Source organism: Gibbsiella quercinecans (assembly GCF_002291425.1).
GTDB classification, from domain to species: Bacteria; Pseudomonadota; Gammaproteobacteria; order Enterobacterales; family Enterobacteriaceae; genus Gibbsiella; species Gibbsiella quercinecans.
This window is the reverse complement of sequence record NZ_CP014136.1, coordinates 3,558,409-3,576,470: the sequence shown is the minus strand read 5'-3', so window position 1 is coordinate 3,576,470 and position 18,062 is coordinate 3,558,409. Positions and strand designations below refer to the sequence as shown.

Sequence of the window (18,062 nt, the reverse complement as noted above, 5' to 3'; positions counted from 1 at the left end):
CCGGGTGCGGAATAAAACAAACGGGCGGCTTCCGCCTCCCGTTGTTTGAATTACTGCTTAGCGCGCTCTTCCAGCATCACTACCGCTGGCAGCTGTTTCCCTTCAACGAATTCCAGGAACGCACCGCCGCCGGTGGAGATGTAGGAGATTTTGTCAGCAATGCCGAACAGGTCGATTGCCGCCAGCGTATCACCGCCGCCTGCGATAGAGAAACCTTCGCTATCGGCGATGGCGCGCGCAACAATTTCAGTCCCCTTACGGAAGTTAGGGAACTCGAATACGCCAACCGGACCATTCCACAGAATGGTTTTGGCGTTCTTCAGGATATCAGCCAGACGCTGGGCTGAAACATCACCGATATCCAGAATTTGCTCGTTGTCTTTGATTTCAGAGACTTGTTTCACCGTTGCCGCAGCACTTTCAGAAAACTCCGTAGCAACACGCACGTCGGTCGGAACCGGGATGTCGCTGGTTTCCAGCAGTTTTTTGGCGTTCGGGATCAGGTCGGCTTCATACAGGGACTGACCAACGTTGTGGCCTTGAGCGGCCACGAAGGTGTTGGCGATACCGCCACCCACGATCAGCTGATCGGCAATTTTGGCCAGGGAATCCAGCACGGTCAGTTTGGTAGAAACTTTTGAACCACCAACGATGGCGACCATTGGGCGAGCAGGTTCTTTCAGTGCTTTACCCAGCGCTTCAAGCTCTGCGGAAAGCAGCGGGCCTGCACAGGCAACCGGTGCGAATTTACCCACGCCATGCGTAGAAGCTTGCGCGCGGTGTGCGGTGCCGAAAGCATCCATCACATACACGTCGCACAGCGCAGCGTATTTTTTAGACAGCGCTTCGTCGTCTTTCTTTTCGCCTTTGTTGAAGCGAACGTTTTCCAGCACTACCAGTTCGCCTTCGGCAACGTCAACGCCGTCCAGATAATCTTTCGCCAGACGCACTGGGTTTTTCAGATGATCTTTCAGGTAGTTTACTACCGGCAGCAGAGAGAATTCTTCGTTGTATTCGCCTTCGGTCGGGCGGCCCAGGTGGGACGTGACCATAACACGAGCGCCTTGTTTCAGCGCTGCTTCGATAGTCGGCAGGGAAGCACGGATACGTGCATCGGAAGTCACTTTACCGCCTTTCACTGGTACGTTCAGGTCAGAACGGATCAGAACACGTTTACCTGCCAGATCCAGATCGGTCATCTTAATTACAGACATGGTGAACCCTCTTAGTTGATTCTCTTTAAAAATTGCCTGAGCGGCGCATCAACAACACGATGCCGCCGAGCTAGAAACCACTTGCGGCCATTGCCCGGGTTGTATCCAACATCCTGTTGGCAAAGCCCCATTCGTTATCACACCAGACCAACGTCTTTATCAGGTGTTGCCCACTGACCCGGGTTTGCGTGCCATCCACGATGGCGCTGTGCGGGTCATGGTTAAAATCTATCGAGACTAGCGGCAGTTCCGTATAGTCAACTATACCACGAAATGCGCCCTGTGCGGCCTTTTGCAGTAGCTGGTTGACCTCTGTGACTCGCACCGCCGCGTGCACGCTGACGCTTAAATCAATGGCCGTTACGTTGATGGTCGGCACACGCACGGAAATCGCTTCAAAACGATCGCAAAACTGCGGGAAGATGCGGGTAATGCCCGCAGCCAGCTTGGTGTCGACCGGAATAATCGACTGGCTCGCCGCGCGGGTACGCCGCAAATCCTGATGATAGGCGTCTATCACCGGCTGATCGTTCATTGATGAGTGGATAGTGGTCACAGTGCCGGATTCAATGTTGAAAGCGTCATCCAACAGCTTGATAACCGGAATAATGCAGTTGGTGGTACAGGAGGCGTTGGAAACGATGCGATGCTGCGCCTGCAGCGCCTGGTGATTGACGCCAAACACCACGGTGGCATCCAGATCGTTACCGCCTGGGTGGGCGAACAACACCTTCTGCGCACCGGCGGCAAGATGCGCCTCACCGTCTGCCCGGCTGCCATACGCCCCGCTGCAATCCAGCACGACATCTACCGCCAAGTCGCCCCAGGGCAATTGCGTTATTTCCGGCTGGTGCAGCAAACGAATGCTATCGTTGCCGACAATCAGCGTGTCGCATTCCTGGCGTACATCCCAGCCAAAACGCCCGTGGCTAGAGTCAAACTTCAACAGGTGAACCATCCCATCGGCATTGGCCAGCTCGTTGATTGCAACCACGGAAATCTCTGCGCGTTTCCCTGATTCATACAATGCGCGTAACACGCTGCGGCCAATGCGGCCAAAGCCGTTTATCGCTATGCGAATGGTCATGCTGCTCCCTGAAGAAGGGCCTTCCACGCCGGTATTGTCACCGGGCTGGCTGGCGCTGACTGGTTATCGTGCTAACCTGCATAGAATACTGAGAGCGTGGCTCGCTGTGAACCGCCAAGTGGCGTCATGGATAAAATCCTGTTGCCCACAGCAACTACTCACTCCGGCATTTCTCTTGGATATGCTCCAACTGAAACGCTTCAGCCGAGGATAAACCAAAGCTTTCTGAAAGGGAACAGCTCCGAGAGCCAAGCGGTTAACCAAGCAGTATTTTGCGAAAATAAAATGATCTAGCGCACATTTTTACAAGCGCTTAATCCCTATCTTTAACGACATCCGTCCATATGTAATAGGCCATACAAGGAGTATCAATGAGCGAAGTTAAAGTTGTAGCCTTAATCAAAGCCACCCCAGAACACCGCGCCGCAGTGGATAAAGCCGTGCGCGCCATGGTCGCTCCAAGCCGTTCCGAACCTGGCTGTATTCAATACGATCTGCACGAAGAACAGGGCACGCCGGGCGCATTCGTCTTTATCGAACGCTGGAAATCGGAGCAGGCGCTGAAGGAACACATGGCAATGCCTTACCACGATGCCTTCCTGGCCGAACTGGATGGGAAACTGGAAAGCCTGGAAGTGAAAAAACTGACGCAGTTGTAAGCTGCCAACGCAGGGCACCACTGCGTGCCCTGCCGCCCCTCAACGCCGCGACAAATATTCCGCCAGCGGCGCAACCGCCCCCACATTGGCCTGGAAATAATCACGCAGGAAGGCCAGCGCAACGCGTATCTTGGCTGACGTCGCCAAACGTGGAATATACACCGCCCAAATATTGGCCGGCTGAGTGTACTCCGGCAGAATTTGCACCAACCGCCCGTTAGCGATGCTGTCTTTCACATCCCAGAATGAACGCAGCGCCACTCCCTGCCCCTGTAAACACCACTGGTGCACGATTTCGCCGTGGTTAGACGCCAGCGCGCCGGTCACCTTCACCGTTTCCTCCCCTGCCGGGCCTTGCAGCCGCCAGACGCCGAATGCAAGATCCCGTTCTTTGATCACCAGACAGTGGCGGCCGCAGAGATCGTTGAGCGCCTTTGGCGTGCCATAACGCTGCAAATACTCGGGCGCAGCACATAAAACGCGGTGGTTATGCGCCAGCTTGCGGGCCACCAGATTTGGCGCAATGTCATCGCCAACGCGGATATCCAGATCGTAACCTTCGCTGGCCAAATCGACCAGGCGATCGGACACATCCAGCCGCAGTTCCAGCCCGGGATACTGCTGTGCCAGCGCGGCCACCGCCTGCGCGACAAAACGCCGGCCAAAGCCAAAGCTGGTGACGATCCGTAGCGTACCCTGCGGCGCCTGCCGCAGATCCGCAACTTCATCCATCATCCGATCAACATCGTTCAGGATACGCTGCGCCCACTCGTAGATGCGCTCGCCATCGGCGGTAATGGCGACCCGCCGCGTGGTACGGTGCAGCAGAGAAACGTTCAGCGTATTTTCCAATAACGCGATGCGCTTGCTGACATAGGCTGGCGAAACGCCCATCTCCTCTGCAGCGGCGGCAAAACCGGCCCGGCGCGCCACCAGCACAAATACCCGCAAATCGTTTAGCACAGGAAGATTATTCATGATTCGTGTTTTATGTTTCACCATTTGCGCGATTGATTAACATTCAGTCAATTATAGGATGGTAGGGAAGTCAATCCCTCTTTCCCTAAGTGAGACCTATAATGAACAAAACCTACAAAATTGCGGCCATCGCAGGTGATGGTATCGGGCAAGAAGTGTTGCCGGAGGGCCTGCGCGTGCTGCACGCGGCGGCCGAGCGCTGGTCGCTCGATCTGCAGTTTGAAACCTTTGCATGGGCCAACTGCGACTATTATCAGCAACACGGCCAAATGATGCCGGATGACTGGTTTGAGCAACTGAAAGGATTCGATGCGATTTACTTCGGCGCCGTGGGCTGGCCGGATAAAGTGCCAGACCATATTTCGCTGTGGGGCTCCCTGCTGAAATTCCGCCGTGATTTTGATCAGTACGTCAACCTGCGGCCAGTCCGCCTGTTTCCCGGTGTGCCCTGCCCGCTGGCGAATAAAGCGCCGGGAGATATTGATTTCTTCGTGGTGCGCGAGAACACCGAAGGCGAATATTCCCCGCTCGGCGGCCGCATGTTCGAAGGCACCGATCGCGAGGTAGTGATCCAGGAGTCGGTCTTTACCCGCCACGGGGTGGACCGCATCCTGAAATATGCGTTTGAGCTGGCGCAACAGCGCCCGCGCAAGACGCTCACCGCCGCCACCAAATCCAACGGTATGGCGGTCACCATGCCGTTCTGGGATGAGCGCGTCGCCGCGATGGCGCAGCACTACCCGGACATCGTCTGGGACAAACAGCATATTGATATCCTGTGTGCCCGCTTTGTGCTGAACCCGGAACGTTTCGATGTGGTGGTGGCCTCCAACCTGTTCGGCGATATTCTTTCCGATCTTGGCCCAGCCTGCGCCGGCACCATCGGCATCGCGCCATCCGCCAACCTGAACCCGGAGCGCCACCTGCCCTCGCTGTTTGAACCGGTGCATGGTTCAGCGCCGGATATTTTTGGCCGGAATATCGCCAATCCGATCGCCATGATCTGGTCCGGTGCATTGATGCTCGATTTCCTTGGCAACGGCGACCAACGTTACCGTCAGGCGCACGACGGCATTCTGTCGGCAATTGAGAAAACCCTTGCCGATGGGCCGCGCACGCCGGATCTGCGTGGCAGTGCTTCTACCCAGCAGGTGGGGCAAGCCATTGCGGATTTATTGTAATCGAACGTAGCCTGTTACGGCCGGGATAACGGGGGGTAAGCAAGAGAAAGGGGCACGAAATATGCCGATGAGCACAGGCGCTTGCCCTGCAGGAAGGAAAGACCAAAAGCGGGAATGCGGCAAGCCGCATTCCCGCCGTTACTGTTATTTCAGCAACGCTTTCGCTTTGGCGACCACGTTTTCTACCGTAATGCCAAACTCTTTAAACAGCAGATCCGCCGGCGCCGACTCACCGAAGGTGGTCATGCCCACGACCGCGCCGTTCAGGCCCACGTACTTGTACCAGTAGTCTGCGATACCCGCTTCCACCGCCACCCGTGCGCTGACCGCCGCCGGCAGCACCGCTTCACGGTAGGCTGCATCCTGCTTGTCGAACGCATCGGTGGACGGCATGGAAACCACGCGCACCCGGCGCCCTTCCGCTGTCAGTTGCTCATAGGCGGCAACCGCCAGTTCCACTTCCGAACCGGTGGCAATCAGGATCAGCTCCGGCTGCCCGTCGCTGTCTTTCAGCACGTAGCCGCCGCGGTATACGTTCGCCAGCTGTTCCGCCGTGCGCGGCTGCTGGGCCAGGTTCTGGCGCGAGAAAATCAGCGCCGTCGGGCCGTCGTTGCGCTCGATGCCGTACTGCCAGGCCACCGCCGATTCCACCTGGTCGCACGGGCGCCAGGTGCTCATGTTCGGCGTCACCCGCAGGCTGGCCAGCTGCTCGACCGGCTGGTGGGTCGGGCCGTCTTCGCCCAGGCCGATGGAATCGTGGGTGTAGACAAACACGTTGCGCAGCTTCATCAGCGCCGCCATGCGCACCGCGTTGCGGGCATATTCCACAAACATCAGGAAGGTGGCCGAATACGGCAGGAAACCGCCGTGCAGCGCAATGCCGTTGGTGATGGCGGTCATGCCGAACTCGCGCACCCCGTAGTGGATGTAGTTGCCGGCCAGGTCTTCGTTGATGGCTTTGGAGCCGGACCACATCGTCAGGTTGCTTGGTGCCAGGTCGGCGGAGCCGCCGAGGAACTCCGGCAGCACCTTGCCGAACGCTTCCAGCGTGTTCTGCGAGGCCTTGCGGCTGGCGATGCTGGCCGGGTTGGCCTGCAGTTTTTCCACAAAGGCTTTGGCGTCCGCCTGCCAGCTGGCCGGCAGTTCACCGCTCATGCGGCGTTTGAACTCGGCGGCCTGTTCCGGGAAGGCTTGTGCATAGGCGGCGAATTTGGCGTTCCAGGCGGCTTCACGGGCCTTGCCGGCTTCTTTGGCGTCCCACTGGGCGTAGATGTCCTGCGGGATAACGAACGGCGGATAATTCCAGCCCAGTTTTTCACGGGTGGCGGCCACTTCGGCATCACCCAGCGGGGCGCCGTGCGCATCGTGCGAGCCGGCCTTGTTCGGCGACCCGAAGCCAATCACGGTCTTGCACATCAGCAGCGACGGCTTGTCGGTCACCTGGCGGGCTTCTTCAATCGCCGCCTTGATGGCTGCGCTATCGTGGCCGTCCACGCCGCGCACCACGTGCCAGCCGTAGGCTTCAAAACGTTTGGCGGTGTCGTCGGTGAACCAGCCGTCGATGTGGCCGTCGATGGAGATGCCATTGTCATCGTAGAAGGCGGTCAGTTTGCCGAGCTTGAGGGTGCCGGCCAGCGAGCAGACTTCGTGGGAGATACCTTCCATCATGCAGCCGTCGCCCATGAACACGTAGGTGTGGTGGTCAACGATGTCATGGCCTGGGCGGTTGAACTGCGCCGCCAGAGTACGTTCGGCGATGGCGAAGCCCACGCCGTTGGCGATGCCCTGGCCCAACGGCCCGGTGGTGGTTTCAACGCCCGGGGTGTAGCCGTATTCCGGGTGGCCCGGGGTTTTGGAGTGCAGCTGGCGGAAGTTTTCCAGCTCGCTCATCGGCAGGTCATAGCCGGTGAGGTGCAGCAGGCTGTAAATCAGCATTGAGCCGTGGCCGTTGGAGAGCACGAAGCGGTCGCGGTCGGCCCAGTGTGGGTTGGTGGGGTTATGGTTAAGGTAATCACGCCACAGGACTTCGGCGATGTCCGCCATCCCCATAGGCGCGCCCGGGTGGCCGGATTTTGCTTTTTGCACGGCGTCCATGCTAAGTGCGCGGATCGCGTTGGCAAGCTCTTTACGAGAGGACATGTTTTACTCCAGGTCGGATTAAAAAATCGGTCAAGATTACCATTTTCTCAGACTCCGCATTAAAACGGCAATCCCTAATGCCAAATGAGAGCCAGTTCACAACTTATGAGCACAATCGGCTCATTTTTCGGAATAACGCCGTTTCGGCGCCAGACAACGTAAACTAGGCTCTCACTGCCAATTTGTTTTATTTAAGATTGCCCTTTTCCCTTGTTACTATCACAGGAAGATAGCTTTATGAAATTCCGTACTTCTTTGATTATGTTGAGCATTACCGGCTTGTTAAGCGGCTGTCAGAATCTTGACACCAATACGCTGATGCAGTCTGGGGCACAGGCCTACCAGGCCGCCACGCTCAGCGATGGCGACGTAAAAACCTTAAGTGATAAATCCTGCGCCGAGATGGACAGCAAGGCACAAATCGCGCCGGCCAACAGCCCCTATACGTAGCGCCTGAATAACATCGCCGCGGCACTGGGCGATAACATCAACGGCACGCCGGCCAACTATAAGGTCTATCTGACCAAAGACGTCAACGCCTGGGCGATGGCCAATGGTTGTATCCGCGTCTACAGCGGCCTGATGGACATGATGACCGATAACGAAGTCGAAGGCGTGCTGGGGCATGAAATGGGCCATGTGGCGCTCGGCCATACCCGTAAAGCGATGCAGGTGGCCTATGGCACCGTCGCCTTGCGCACCGCAGCGGCCTCTACGGGCGGCGTAGTGGGATCATTGTCTCAATCGCAGTTGGCGGATCTGGGGGAAAAATTGGTGAATGCGCAGTTCTCGCAAAAGCAGGAAATAGAAGCGGATAACTACTCGTTCGATCTGCTGAAAAAACGCGGGCTCGATCCGAACGGGCTGGTCACCAGTTTTGAAAAGCTGGCGAAGCTGGAAGCCGGCCGCCAAAGCAGCATGTTTGACGATCACCCGGCTTCCGAAACCCGCGCGCAAAATATCCGCGAACGCATTGCCGCCGGCAAATAAAGCGCAATAGAGTTAATACGACAATGCTGTCCAGCCGGCACCGGCTGAACAGCATTTTTTATGGCGGGTGGCAAGCCGCCGCTGAAGAAGCGGGTTACGCGCCCTTCTTCGCCGCCTGCAGGTACAGCATTTCCAGCGCCAGGGTAGCACCCGCCAGCGCCGTGATCTGCGAGTGATCGTAAGCCGGCGCCACTTCCACCAGATCCATACCGACAATGTTCAACGGTTGCAGCCCGCGCAGCAATTTCAGCGCGCGATCGGAGGTCAGGCCGCCGATCACCGGGGTGCCGGTGCCCGGTGCAAACGCCGGATCCAGGCAGTCGATGTCGAAGGTCAGATAAACCGGCATATCCCCGACGATCTGTTTGATCTGCGCCAGCAGATCGTCCACGCTGCGATCGTTAACCTGTGCGGCATCCAGCACGGTAAAACCGTTGTCGCGATCAAACTCGGTGCGAATACCGATCTGTACGGAATGGGTAGGATCGATCAGGCCTTCATTCGGCGCATGGTAGAACATGGTGCCGTGATCGAATTTACTGCCGTTAGAGTAAGTGTCGGTATGGGCGTCAAAATGCACCAGCGCCATTTTGCCAAAGTGTTTGGCATGGGCGCGCAGCAGCGGCAGAGTGACAAAGTGATCGCCACCGAACGACAGCATGCGCTTGCCGGCAGCCAGCAGTTTCTCCGCGTGCGCCTGCAGCTTATCGGTCAGATCCTGCGCATCGCCGAAGTTAAATACCACGTCGCCGCAGTCAACCACCTTAAGGCGATCGCGCAGATCAAAATCCCACGGCCAGCGGGCGCCTTCCCAGGCCAGATTGGTGGAAACCTGGCGGATAGCCGCCGGGCCGTGGCGGCCGCCGGCGCGGCCAGAGGTCGCCATATCGAAAGGAATACCGGTAATCACCCACTCCGCATCGCTGTCATACGGCATGAAATTCAGCGGGAAGCGCAGGAAACCAAAAGCGTTAGACACTAAAGAGTTATCGAACTGATGGCCTAAGGTACTCATAAAAAACCTCATTGATCAACAGATTGCCTGTAGCTCAACCGCTCAGGCAAGGGCAAAAAAAATCCCTCCCGCGTCGTTAACCCGACGAGGAAGGGATTGATTTGATATACGTTACGGTAATGCCGATAGCGCAGATTATCGCCGGATTCTCATCCGGCTTCAAGTGCGGCAAACAGGCAGCGCCAGGTCGCTAATCGTATAGATGAACCCGGCAGCCACCCGCTTACTCATCTTCCAGATAAGTATAGCCATACAGGCCGGCTTCAAACTCTTCCAGGAATTCCTGTTGCAGCACGCTGTCCAGATCGGTTTCTTTCACCTGATCGCGGAAGCGCGCCAACAGCACCTGGGGATCAAGCTGAACGTACTGCAGCATATCGGCAACGCTGTCCCCTTCGTCGGAGAGTTCGCTTTCCACCGTGCCGTCCGGGAACACATAGACATCGACCGATGCAGTGTCACCAAACAGGTTGTGCATGTTGCCGAGGATCTCCTGATAGGCGCCCACCATAAAAAACCCCAGCACCGGTGGGTTTTCCGGATCGTACGGCGGCATCGGCATGGTAGTAGCCACGCCGTCGCCGTCCACGTAGTGATCGATAGTACCGTCGGAGTCACAGGTGATATCCAGCAGCACGGCACGGCCTTCCGGCGGCTTATCCAGCCCTTCCAGCGGCAGCACCGGGAACAGTTGGTCGATCCCCCAGGCATCCGGCATTGACTGGAACAGCGAGAAGTTAACGTAGAATTTATCCGCCATCCGCTCCTGCAGCTCATCAATGATCGGCCGGTGGGCGCGGTTGCTCGGATCCAGCTGCTGCTGGATCTTGTTGCAAATATTCAGGTAGATCTGCTCCGCCCAGGCGCGTTTGCTTAGATCGAGCATGCCATGCGCGTACTGGGTGTGCACATCGTGCAGATCCATCTGGCTGTCATGCAGCCATTCACGCAGCGAACGGCGATTTTCCGGCTCGTTCAATTCCAGCCAGGTTTCCCACATGCTTTCCAAGGCGCGCGGCGCATCTTCCATCGGCGGCTGCGGTTCGCTGAACTCATTACGCTCAACGCCAATAACGTTGGATACCAGCACCGTATGGTGCGCCGTCACGGCACGGCCGGATTCGGTGATTACCGTCGGGTGCGGCAGGCCATGCTCGTTACAGGCGTCGCCGATACCCCAGATCACGTTATTGGCATATTCGTTCAGGCCGTAGTTCACTGAACAATCAGACTGCGAACGGGTGCCTTCATAATCGACGCCCAGCCCGCCGCCAACGTCGAAGCATTGGATATTGACGCCCAGCTTGTGCAGCTCAACATAAAAACGGGCGGACTCGCGCACGCCGGTGGCGATATCGCGAATGTTGGCCAGCTGCGAACCCAAGTGGAAATGCAGCAGTTGCAGGCTGTCCAGGCGGCCCGCTTCGCGCAGGGTTTCAACCAGTTTCAGCACCTGCATCGCCGCCAGGCCAAACTTGGACTTTTCGCCGCCGCTCGACTGCCATTTACCGGAACCCTGCGACGCCAGACGCGCACGCACGCCCAGGCGCGGTACCACGTTCAGCCGCTCGGCCTCTTCCAGCACCAGCTTGATTTCCGACATCTTTTCAATTACCAGGTACACTTTGTGCCCCAGCTTCTCGCCGATCAGCGCCAGGCGAATATATTCACGGTCTTTATAACCGTTGCAGACGATCACCGAACGGGTCATACCGGCATGCGCCAGCACCGCCATCAGCTCCGCCTTGGAACCCGCTTCCAGCCCTAACGGTTCACCGGAGTTAATCAGCGATTCAATCACGCGGCGGTGCTGGTTGACCTTGATCGGATAAACCAGGAAGTAGCCGCCCTCATAGCCGAATGATTCACGCGCACGTTGAAACGCCCCGTTAATCGAACGCAGGCGATGCTGCAAAATCTGTGGGAAACAGAACAGCGCAGGCAAACGCTGGCCGTCTTGCTGGCGTTCTTTCACCAGCTTCGCCAGATCGACACGGGCCTGCGGAACGTCGGGATCCGGGCAAACGCTGATGTGCCCCAGTTCGTTGACGTCGTAGTAGTTGTTGCCCCAGTAGGCGACGTTATAAGTACGCAGCATCTTGCTGGCGTTACGATCATTCATGGCAACCTCCTGCATGGAGCGCAAAGATAGAGATTCACCCACCGCTGACGGACGGTGAACCAACGGATCATCAGACATAACTCGCCTCATCTCGCATGTTGGCGATATAGCCAACTACTATCGCAGCTACACTGCGCAAGAACAACCCAGCAACCCGTCTGGCAACAGCGTATTCTGCTGCCGCTCGCGATTGGCGATCGGTTGATCATGCATATCATTGTAAGACACCCTGTTCAAACTTCATGAATCGGGCAAGGAAACTTCCCACAGGAAGGCTGCAGGCACCCTTAATTCGTTTTTCAGGCGGTGATTAGCCGGCCCGGGAATCCTGAGTGGCGCCCTGATGTGCATAACATCGGGTGGATGGTAGAGAAACAAGACGGGAAGGCACTGAAACATGTGCGCCAGAACGGCGATATTGTTGAAATTCAACAACCAGGAAACAACGGATCATTAATCCAACCACCTCCACGCCAGCCGCCCACAGTGAACGACGAAGCCTCTATATATAGTGTAAGAACGTGACCGTTCGATGAAGCGGCGCCGCAACGGCACCTACGGTTGGTGATGGTTTCGCTACCGGCCGGTCACAGAATTTTACAACTTCGTGCCGGGCAGTGCGCCAAATGAACCGCGCGCGCCGTTTATACCGGTAAGCCATACAAAATGCAAAATGAAAATATGTGGCCAACCATTTCAAGCGATGAATATAGCACCGCTTTAGGCGCGCAAATCGCTACACCGGCAAAAAATTACTGGCAATCCGTCTAAACCCTGACCTAAAATAGACGTCCAGATGTTAATCCATCTATACTGATTAACTGTTAAACTGCTTAACGGCTTTGCCAGAGCGGCGTTGCAGGATGCATCTCGCCATCGGCGGAAGACCCTTAGCTTTAATGCCCGGATCTCCAGCGCTGTGCAGTAATTTCTAACCCGTTTCATGCAAGGTAAAGAAGACAATGGCTAAACACCTCTTCACGTCCGAATCCGTTTCTGAAGGACATCCTGACAAAATTGCTGACCAGATTTCCGATGCGGTTCTTGACGCGATCCTGGAGCAGGATCCTAAAGCGCGCGTGGCCTGCGAAACCTACGTCAAAACCGGTATGGTATTGGTCGGCGGTGAAATCACCACCAGCGCTTGGGTAGATATCGAAGAAATCACCCGCAACACCGTGCGTGAAATTGGCTATGTCCATTCAGATATGGGCTTCGACGCCAACTCCTGCGCCGTGCTGAGCGCCATCGGTAAGCAATCCCCGGATATCAACCAGGGCGTTGACCGCACCGATCCGCTGGAACAGGGCGCCGGCGATCAGGGCCTGATGTTCGGCTACGCCACGAACGAAACCGATGTGCTGATGCCAGCCCCCATCACTTACGCCCACCGTCTGGTGCAGCGCCAGTCTGAAGTGCGTAAAAACGGCACCCTGCCATGGCTGCGCCCAGATGCGAAAAGCCAGGTCACCTTCCAGTACGACGACGGCAAAATTGTCGGTATTGATGCCGTTGTGCTTTCAACCCAGCACGCGGAAGACATCGCGCAGAAAGATCTGCAAGAAGCGGTGATGGAAGAGATCATCAAACCGATCCTGCCTGCTGAATGGCTGAACGCCGGCACCAAATATCACATCAACCCGACCGGCCGTTTTGTCATCGGCGGCCCCATGGGCGACTGTGGCCTGACCGGCCGTAAAATCATCGTCGATACCTACGGCGGCATGGCTCGCCACGGCGGCGGCGCGTTCTCCGGTAAGGATCCCTCCAAAGTTGACCGCTCTGCGGCCTACGCGGCACGCTACGTAGCGAAAAACATCGTTGCTGCCGGCCTGGCAGACCGCTGTGAAATTCAGGTGTCCTACGCGATCGGCGTGGCGGAACCGACCTCCATCATGGTGGAAACCTTCGGGACGGAAAAAGTGCCGACCGAACAGCTGACGCTGCTGGTGCGTGAATTCTTCGATCTGCGCCCATACGGCCTGATCCAGATGATGAACCTGCTGCAACCTATCTACCGTGAAACGGCGGCCTATGGCCACTTTGGCCGTGAGCACTTCCCATGGGAAGCCACCGACAAAGCTGCGCAACTGCGCGACGCGGCGGGCTTGAAGTAAACCCAGCGGCGGTAAAGAAACACGTAAACGGCGGGCCAAGTGCCCGCCGTTTTTTATCCCTGCATAAACACCACTGGGGCATGCGCTTTCTTGAATTACAGTGGGAACACCAGGCTGAATTCCACGTCAAAACCTTGTATCAAGGGTAGGTTATAGAAGGCTCTCCATTATCCTCTACCTGCTAATCGCCCACACTGTTGCCGCATACCATCAAAAACACATAAGGCAACGAGAGCGATAAAGGCCGGCCCTGCTCGTCAGCAACCCACTCTGGCAGATATTGCAACCGGTCTTCGCTCCTGACTTTTTCCCAGAACCCGACCTGAATCCCGTTCATCCAGATAGCTAAACGTTGTTGTCTACGGCGCATATCATCATCATTTTTCCTGTCTGGCCGGTGATTCTTTCTGCTTATCTGGCTTTCCCATGGGCTTGTTGGTTGATGACGATGGCCCGGAGGAGGAAAGCACCATTTCAATCCCCAGCACATTAAACACTTTAAACAGGCGCTCAATACTGGCGCTGCTGGGGTTGGATTCCAAACGGGCATAGGTTTGCTGCGTTACGCCCAATCGTTCAGAAACCTCTTTTTGCGTCAGTCCGTTAGCTTTGCGAAAGCCTATCAGTAATGGACGCAACTGATTCAAGGTTTTCAACGGATAAACAGTATTCATAATGTGCTGACCATTGTTTAGATGTTTGTACAAACTATAAGCTGTTTTCAACACATTACACCCTGTAAGTTGTAACCGCAAAATACAGCTTATAAGATGTATTAATGCCGTAACAGCGTATAGGCTGTAAAAAGGATGTTTATTGAGACGCAATCTAACTTGGCTGTCCCTGCAGATCCCAATACTGAAATGACTGACTACCGTCTGCGCAGCAGATAAACAAAATAAGGCGCGCCGATAAACGTCGCCAGCAGCCCGGTTGGGATCTGATATGGAAACATCATCATCCGCCCGCACCAATCTGCCACCACCATCAGCAGGCCCCCCAGTAATGCGGCCGTGGCCATTTGCGGCATCGCGCGGCGGAAACCCAGCATTCGCGCCATATGCGGCGCCATCAGGCCGATAAAGCTTAACGGCCCGACGGTCAGCGTGGCCATCGCGGTCAGCGTTGCGGCCAGCAGCAGGATTGCCAGACGGGCCGGTGCCAACGCCAGCCCCAATGAACGCGCCGTCGAGCTGCCCAATGGCAAAATCACCAGCCAGCGGCGGCACAGCGGCGCCAACACCATCAGCACCGCGGCCCCCCCGAGCGTGCGCAGCGCTTGCGCTGTACCCACGCTATAAGTCGAGCCGGAAAGCCAGGTCAACAACCCGCCCAGACGCGGATCGCCACTGGCGAGCAGCAAATACATGGCGGCGTAAAACGCCGTGCTGAGCGCAATACCGGCCAACAACATCCGCTCGGTTGAAAACCCGCCGCGGCCGGCGGCCAGCATAATGAGCAGCAACGTGGCCGCCGCCCCCAGGCTGCCGGCCGGCAAAAGCCAGGCAAAGGCATCGCCCGGCACCATGAACAGCATGACGACCACGCCGAACGCCGCGCCGGAACTGACGCCCAGCACTTCCGGGCTGGCCATCGGGTTGCCGGTCAACTTCTGGATCAACGTGCCTGCTACCGCCAACATCATGCCCGCCGCTAACGCCGCCGCCAGGCGCGGCCAACGCCACGGCAACAGCGCCTCCAGCTCGGCGCCCAGGCTCCAATGCCAGCCGGCGGCGTTTTGCCCCAGCGTTAACGCCAAAGCCAGCGTCACCAGCAGCAACCCCGCGCCCCCGGCGCACCACAGCGGCAGATGCCGCCGCTCTGGCTGCACGTTGTCCCCCAGAACCATTGGCGCAGGAAGCGCATGGGTGCGCAAGCGCGGCAGTAGCCACAGCAGCAACGGCGCGCCGATCAGCGCCGTGGCGGAACCGGTCGGGATTTCGCGCCATACCTGCGTCAGCCAGATCATGATCTGATCGGTCAGCCACAGCAGCAGCGCACCCAGCAGCGGCGTCAGCAGCATGCGCGGCAGCAAACGGCGCGCGCCGAGCATTTTCGCCATCAGCGGCGCAAACAGGCCGATAAAGCCAACCACGCCGACGGCATTCACCAACATGGCGCTGAAAATAATCGCCAGCGCCAGAGCGCCCAGACGGGCGGCGTTAAGCCCCAACCCCAGATTGCGCGCCACGCCGTCGTCCAGCCCAAGCAGCGTTAACGGACGCAGCAGCAGCAACGCCAGCAGCAGTGCGATCAGCAAGCGCGGCAGCAGAAACGCCACCGTCGACCAATCCTGCTGGTTCAGGGCGCCGGTGCCCCACAGGAATACGCCTTGCAGTTGATCGTAATTAAACAGCGCCAGCAGGCTGTTTACCGCGCCGCAATACAGGCCCAGCACCAGCCCGGCCAGAATCAGCGTCACCGGCGACATACGCTTGCCCCAGGCCACACCGAATACCAGCACGCCCACCACCACTGCGCCGACCATCGCCGCCAATTGCCGGGTGAACTCGCCGCCCGGCAACAGCCACAGCGTTGCCGCCGTCAGGCCAAGCTGGGCGCCGGCGGAAACGCCCAGCGTTGCCGGCTCCGCCAACGGGTTACGCAATACCTGCTGAAACAGCACGCCGGCCAGCCCCAATCCCGCCCCCACCAGCAGTGAAACACAAAGCCGCGGCAACAGGCTGTAGTGGAACAACATCTGGCGGATGTCATCAACATTGGGCGTAAAGAACCCCTGCCGCCACAGCGGCGCCGGCAGTTGCTGCCTCAGGTTGTAAACCGTCAGGCCGGCCGCAACGGCCAGCAGCAGCAACAGCACCGCCAAAGGAAACAGACGCAAGCGTGAACTCATTGGCGGTGCTCCTGCACCTGTTGCAGCAGGCGGCAAAAACGCATGGCGGATAGCGTGGCGCCGTAAAACCATACCGCCGGCGCTTGCCGGAGCTGATTCTGCCGCACGAACGGCAATGCCTGCCAGAGCGGCGTGGCGCTGACGCGAGTGAACATCGCCGGATTATGGTGATCGAGATAAATGGCACGCGCCTGCTTCACTTCGGCCAGGCGTTCAATCCCCACCACGGAGGTGCCCCAGAAGTTGGTTTCCCCTTGCCAGGCGTTGCGGATCCCCAATCTGTCCATCACCTCCTGGAACAGGCTGTTTTGCCCCATGATCAGCGCATGGCGGGTATCCAGCAGCGAGAACAGCAGCAACGGCTGTTCGGTATAGGCCTGTAACCGTTGGCGCGCCCCTTGCACAAAAGCATGGAACTGCGCCAAATGTTGCTCGGCTTTCGCTTCCAGCCCCAGGCGCTGCGCCAGCTCGCGCAATGAGTGCATGCCAACGGTTAACGGCTTGCCGCTGCCATCGTTAAAGCCAAACGCCATACTCGGGGCGATCGGCCGCAGCGCCTGCGGCGCGGGGCCATAGCCTTGCGAAAGCAGCAACAGCGAAGGGCGCAACTGCTGCAACAATTCCAGGTTAGGCTCAGTGCGCATACCAACGTTTACCACCGCCGCCGGCAGGCGCGGCGATGCCACCCAGCGGTTGTAGTTGGGAATATCGGCCACCGCCATCGGCATAACGCCCAGCGCAAACAGCAGCTCTACCGGCAGCCATTCCAACGCCACAATGCGCGCCAGCTCCGGGGCAGAGTTGCTCCGCCCCGGCAGGGAATAAAACAGTGGGGACAGCGCCAACGCCGCCAACAGGCGGCGGCGCAGAGGGTCTTGTGGGTAATCAGCCATCAATATACAAAGCTTACCGGCGCCCCGCCGCTGGGGTGCGGCAGCGTCCCCATCGGGATGCCGTAAATCTGTTCAAGCACTGGCGCACGCATCAGTTCCAGCGGCGCCCCTTGCGCGATCATCGTGCCCGCACGCAGCGCCACCAGCAGATCGCAGTACCGCGCCGCCATATTGATATCGTGCAACACGGCAATTACCGTCAGCCCGCGCTGATGGCTCAGGCGCTGCACCAGGGCCAATACCTCGACCTGATGGGCGATATCCAGCGCCGAGGTGGGTTCATCCAGCAGCAGGCAGCGGCTGTCTTGCGCCACCAGCATCGCCAACCAGGCGCGCTGGCGCTCGCCGCCGGATAGGCTATCCACCAAGCGGTTGGCAAACAGTGTCAAACCAACCAGATCAATCGCTTCCTCGACCCGTTGGTGATCGCCGGCGCCAAAACGCCCCAGCGCGCCATGCCACGGATAGCGCCCCACCGCGACCAGTTCACGCACCGTCATCCCTTCCGCGGCGGGCAACTGCTGCGGCAAATAGGCCACATGGCGCGCAAAGGCTTTGTTGCCCCACTGGGCCAGCGGTTGGTCATTGAGCAATACCTGGCCGCTACTGGGCGGCTGGTGGCGGCCCAAAATTTTCAACAGCGTGGATTTGCCGGAGCCGTTATGGCCGATCAATCCACTGACCTGGCCTGGTGGAAAGGCCAGCGACAGCGGCTGCAACAGCACGCGCCCCGCCACGGCGAAGCTCACCCCGGCCAGTGAAAATCGTGCTTCGTGATGATGTGTATCCTGCATAAGCCCTGTTTTTACCGGG

The 18,062-nt window shown here is 58.0% G+C and carries 14 protein-coding genes and 2 pseudogenes; 4 read left to right on the top strand and 12 right to left on the bottom strand.

From position 1 onward, the window contains the following. Positions 1-50 precede the first annotated feature (50 nt). A complete protein-coding gene (pgk, locus tag ACN28Q_RS16485) occupies positions 51-1,214 on the bottom strand; it encodes a phosphoglycerate kinase (RefSeq protein WP_095847330.1) in 1,164 nt (387 codons plus the stop codon). A gap of 70 nt (positions 1,215-1,284) precedes the next feature. Beyond that, positions 1,285-2,301, bottom strand: coding sequence for an erythrose-4-phosphate dehydrogenase (gene epd, locus ACN28Q_RS16480; RefSeq protein WP_095847329.1), 1,017 nt, complete (start codon positions 2,299-2,301; stop codon positions 1,285-1,287). 371 nt (positions 2,302-2,672) lie between these two features. Here epd and ACN28Q_RS16475 point away from each other — a divergent pair, with 371 nt between their 5' ends. Further along, the gene (locus ACN28Q_RS16475) at positions 2,673-2,960 is read left to right on the top strand and encodes a putative quinol monooxygenase (RefSeq protein ID WP_095847328.1); all 288 of its coding nucleotides are present in this window, start codon (positions 2,673-2,675) and stop codon (positions 2,958-2,960) included. 39 nt (positions 2,961-2,999) lie between these two features. On the opposite strand, the gene ACN28Q_RS16470 is transcribed toward ACN28Q_RS16475, so the two are convergent. After that, entirely contained in the window at positions 3,000-3,938 is a 939-nt protein-coding gene (locus ACN28Q_RS16470; protein WP_095849066.1) for a LysR substrate-binding domain-containing protein, read from the bottom strand. A gap of 101 nt (positions 3,939-4,039) precedes the next feature. Between ACN28Q_RS16470 and ACN28Q_RS16465 the strand changes: the two genes are divergently transcribed. Further along, positions 4,040-5,119, top strand: a complete 1,080-nt coding sequence (locus ACN28Q_RS16465) for a tartrate dehydrogenase (protein WP_095847327.1) — start codon at positions 4,040-4,042, stop codon at positions 5,117-5,119. A gap of 144 nt (positions 5,120-5,263) precedes the next feature. Here the strand turns inward: ACN28Q_RS16465 and tkt are convergent, their stop codons facing one another. After that, the gene (gene tkt / locus ACN28Q_RS16460) at positions 5,264-7,258 is read right to left on the bottom strand and encodes a transketolase (RefSeq protein WP_095847326.1); all 1,995 of its coding nucleotides are present in this window, start codon (positions 7,256-7,258) and stop codon (positions 5,264-5,266) included. Positions 7,259-7,495: 237 nt separating this feature from the next. Here tkt and loiP point away from each other — a divergent pair. Beyond that, positions 7,496-8,248 (top strand): annotated as a pseudogene (gene loiP, locus ACN28Q_RS16455) (metalloprotease LoiP). Positions 8,249-8,342: 94 nt separating this feature from the next. On the opposite strand, the gene speB reads toward loiP, so the two are convergent. The 3 genes from speB to ACN28Q_RS16440 all read right to left on the bottom strand — a co-directional run bounded on the left by speB (position 8,343) and on the right by ACN28Q_RS16440 (position 11,839). Beyond that, complete coding sequence (gene speB, locus ACN28Q_RS16450) at positions 8,343-9,263, bottom strand: agmatinase (RefSeq protein WP_095847325.1); 921 nt, start codon at positions 9,261-9,263, stop codon at positions 8,343-8,345. A 223-nt stretch (positions 9,264-9,486) separates the two neighbouring features. Beyond that, the gene (gene speA / locus ACN28Q_RS16445) at positions 9,487-11,475 is read right to left on the bottom strand and encodes a biosynthetic arginine decarboxylase (RefSeq protein ID WP_413541201.1); all 1,989 of its coding nucleotides are present in this window, start codon (positions 11,473-11,475) and stop codon (positions 9,487-9,489) included. A gap of 220 nt (positions 11,476-11,695) precedes the next feature. Beyond that, the gene (locus ACN28Q_RS16440; RefSeq protein ID WP_418251454.1) at positions 11,696-11,839 is read right to left on the bottom strand and encodes a small protein YqgG; all 144 of its coding nucleotides are present in this window, start codon (positions 11,837-11,839) and stop codon (positions 11,696-11,698) included. A gap of 508 nt (positions 11,840-12,347) precedes the next feature. Between ACN28Q_RS16440 and metK the strand changes: the two genes are divergently transcribed. Continuing rightward, positions 12,348-13,502 (top strand): methionine adenosyltransferase, encoded by a 1,155-nt coding sequence (gene metK, locus ACN28Q_RS16435; protein WP_095847323.1) that lies wholly within the window; start codon positions 12,348-12,350, stop codon positions 13,500-13,502. A gap of 220 nt (positions 13,503-13,722) precedes the next feature. Here metK and ACN28Q_RS16430 read toward each other — a convergent pair. The 5 genes and pseudogenes from ACN28Q_RS16430 to fhuC form a co-directional block, all read right to left on the bottom strand. Further along, positions 13,723-13,872: pseudogene (locus ACN28Q_RS16430) on the bottom strand (type II toxin-antitoxin system HipA family toxin); the annotation flags it as partial. A gap of 7 nt (positions 13,873-13,879) precedes the next feature. Next, on the bottom strand, positions 13,880-14,176 hold the full coding sequence (locus tag ACN28Q_RS16425; protein ID WP_095847322.1) for a helix-turn-helix domain-containing protein: 297 nt from the start codon (positions 14,174-14,176) through the stop codon (positions 13,880-13,882). Positions 14,177-14,373: 197 nt separating this feature from the next. Continuing rightward, positions 14,374-16,356, bottom strand: a complete 1,983-nt coding sequence (gene fhuB / locus ACN28Q_RS16420; protein WP_095847321.1) for a Fe(3+)-hydroxamate ABC transporter permease FhuB — start codon at positions 16,354-16,356, stop codon at positions 14,374-14,376. After that, on the bottom strand, positions 16,353-17,249 hold the full coding sequence (gene fhuD, locus ACN28Q_RS16415; protein WP_095847320.1) for a Fe(3+)-hydroxamate ABC transporter substrate-binding protein FhuD: 897 nt from the start codon (positions 17,247-17,249) through the stop codon (positions 16,353-16,355). Before fhuD ends, fhuB begins: the two co-directional genes overlap by 4 nt. Continuing rightward, positions 17,249-18,043, bottom strand: a complete 795-nt coding sequence (gene fhuC / locus ACN28Q_RS16410) for a Fe3+-hydroxamate ABC transporter ATP-binding protein FhuC (protein WP_095849065.1) — start codon at positions 18,041-18,043, stop codon at positions 17,249-17,251. The genes fhuD and fhuC overlap by 1 nt, the downstream gene beginning before the upstream one ends. Between the last annotated feature and the right edge of the window lie 19 nt (positions 18,044-18,062).

What these genes read in the sequence shown, in the direction of transcription:
- pgk (WP_095847330.1), bottom strand. Translation starts at nt 1,214, where the DNA reads ATGTCTGTAATTAAGATGACCGATCTGGATCTGGCAGGTAAACGTGTT.
- epd (WP_095847329.1), bottom strand. Translation starts at nt 2,301, where the DNA reads ATGACCATTCGCATAGCGATAAACGGCTTTGGCCGCATTGGCCGCAGC.
- ACN28Q_RS16475 (WP_095847328.1), top strand. Translation starts at nt 2,673, where the DNA reads ATGAGCGAAGTTAAAGTTGTAGCCTTAATCAAAGCCACCCCAGAACAC.
- ACN28Q_RS16470 (WP_095849066.1), bottom strand. Translation starts at nt 3,938, where the DNA reads ATGAATAATCTTCCTGTGCTAAACGATTTGCGGGTATTTGTGCTGGTG.
- ACN28Q_RS16465 (WP_095847327.1), top strand. Translation starts at nt 4,040, where the DNA reads ATGAACAAAACCTACAAAATTGCGGCCATCGCAGGTGATGGTATCGGG.
- tkt (WP_095847326.1), bottom strand. Translation starts at nt 7,258, where the DNA reads ATGTCCTCTCGTAAAGAGCTTGCCAACGCGATCCGCGCACTTAGCATG.
- speB (WP_095847325.1), bottom strand. Translation starts at nt 9,263, where the DNA reads ATGAGTACCTTAGGCCATCAGTTCGATAACTCTTTAGTGTCTAACGCT.
- speA (WP_413541201.1), bottom strand. Translation starts at nt 11,475, where the DNA reads ATGAGGCGAGTTATGTCTGATGATCCGTTGGTTCACCGTCCGTCAGCG.
- ACN28Q_RS16440 (WP_418251454.1), bottom strand. Translation starts at nt 11,839, where the DNA reads ATGATCCGTTGTTTCCTGGTTGTTGAATTTCAACAATATCGCCGTTCT.
- metK (WP_095847323.1), top strand. Translation starts at nt 12,348, where the DNA reads ATGGCTAAACACCTCTTCACGTCCGAATCCGTTTCTGAAGGACATCCT.
- ACN28Q_RS16425 (WP_095847322.1), bottom strand. Translation starts at nt 14,176, where the DNA reads ATGAATACTGTTTATCCGTTGAAAACCTTGAATCAGTTGCGTCCATTA.
- fhuB (WP_095847321.1), bottom strand. Translation starts at nt 16,356, where the DNA reads ATGAGTTCACGCTTGCGTCTGTTTCCTTTGGCGGTGCTGTTGCTGCTG.
- fhuD (WP_095847320.1), bottom strand. Translation starts at nt 17,249, where the DNA reads ATGGCTGATTACCCACAAGACCCTCTGCGCCGCCGCCTGTTGGCGGCG.
- fhuC (WP_095849065.1), bottom strand. Translation starts at nt 18,043, where the DNA reads ATGCAGGATACACATCATCACGAAGCACGATTTTCACTGGCCGGGGTG.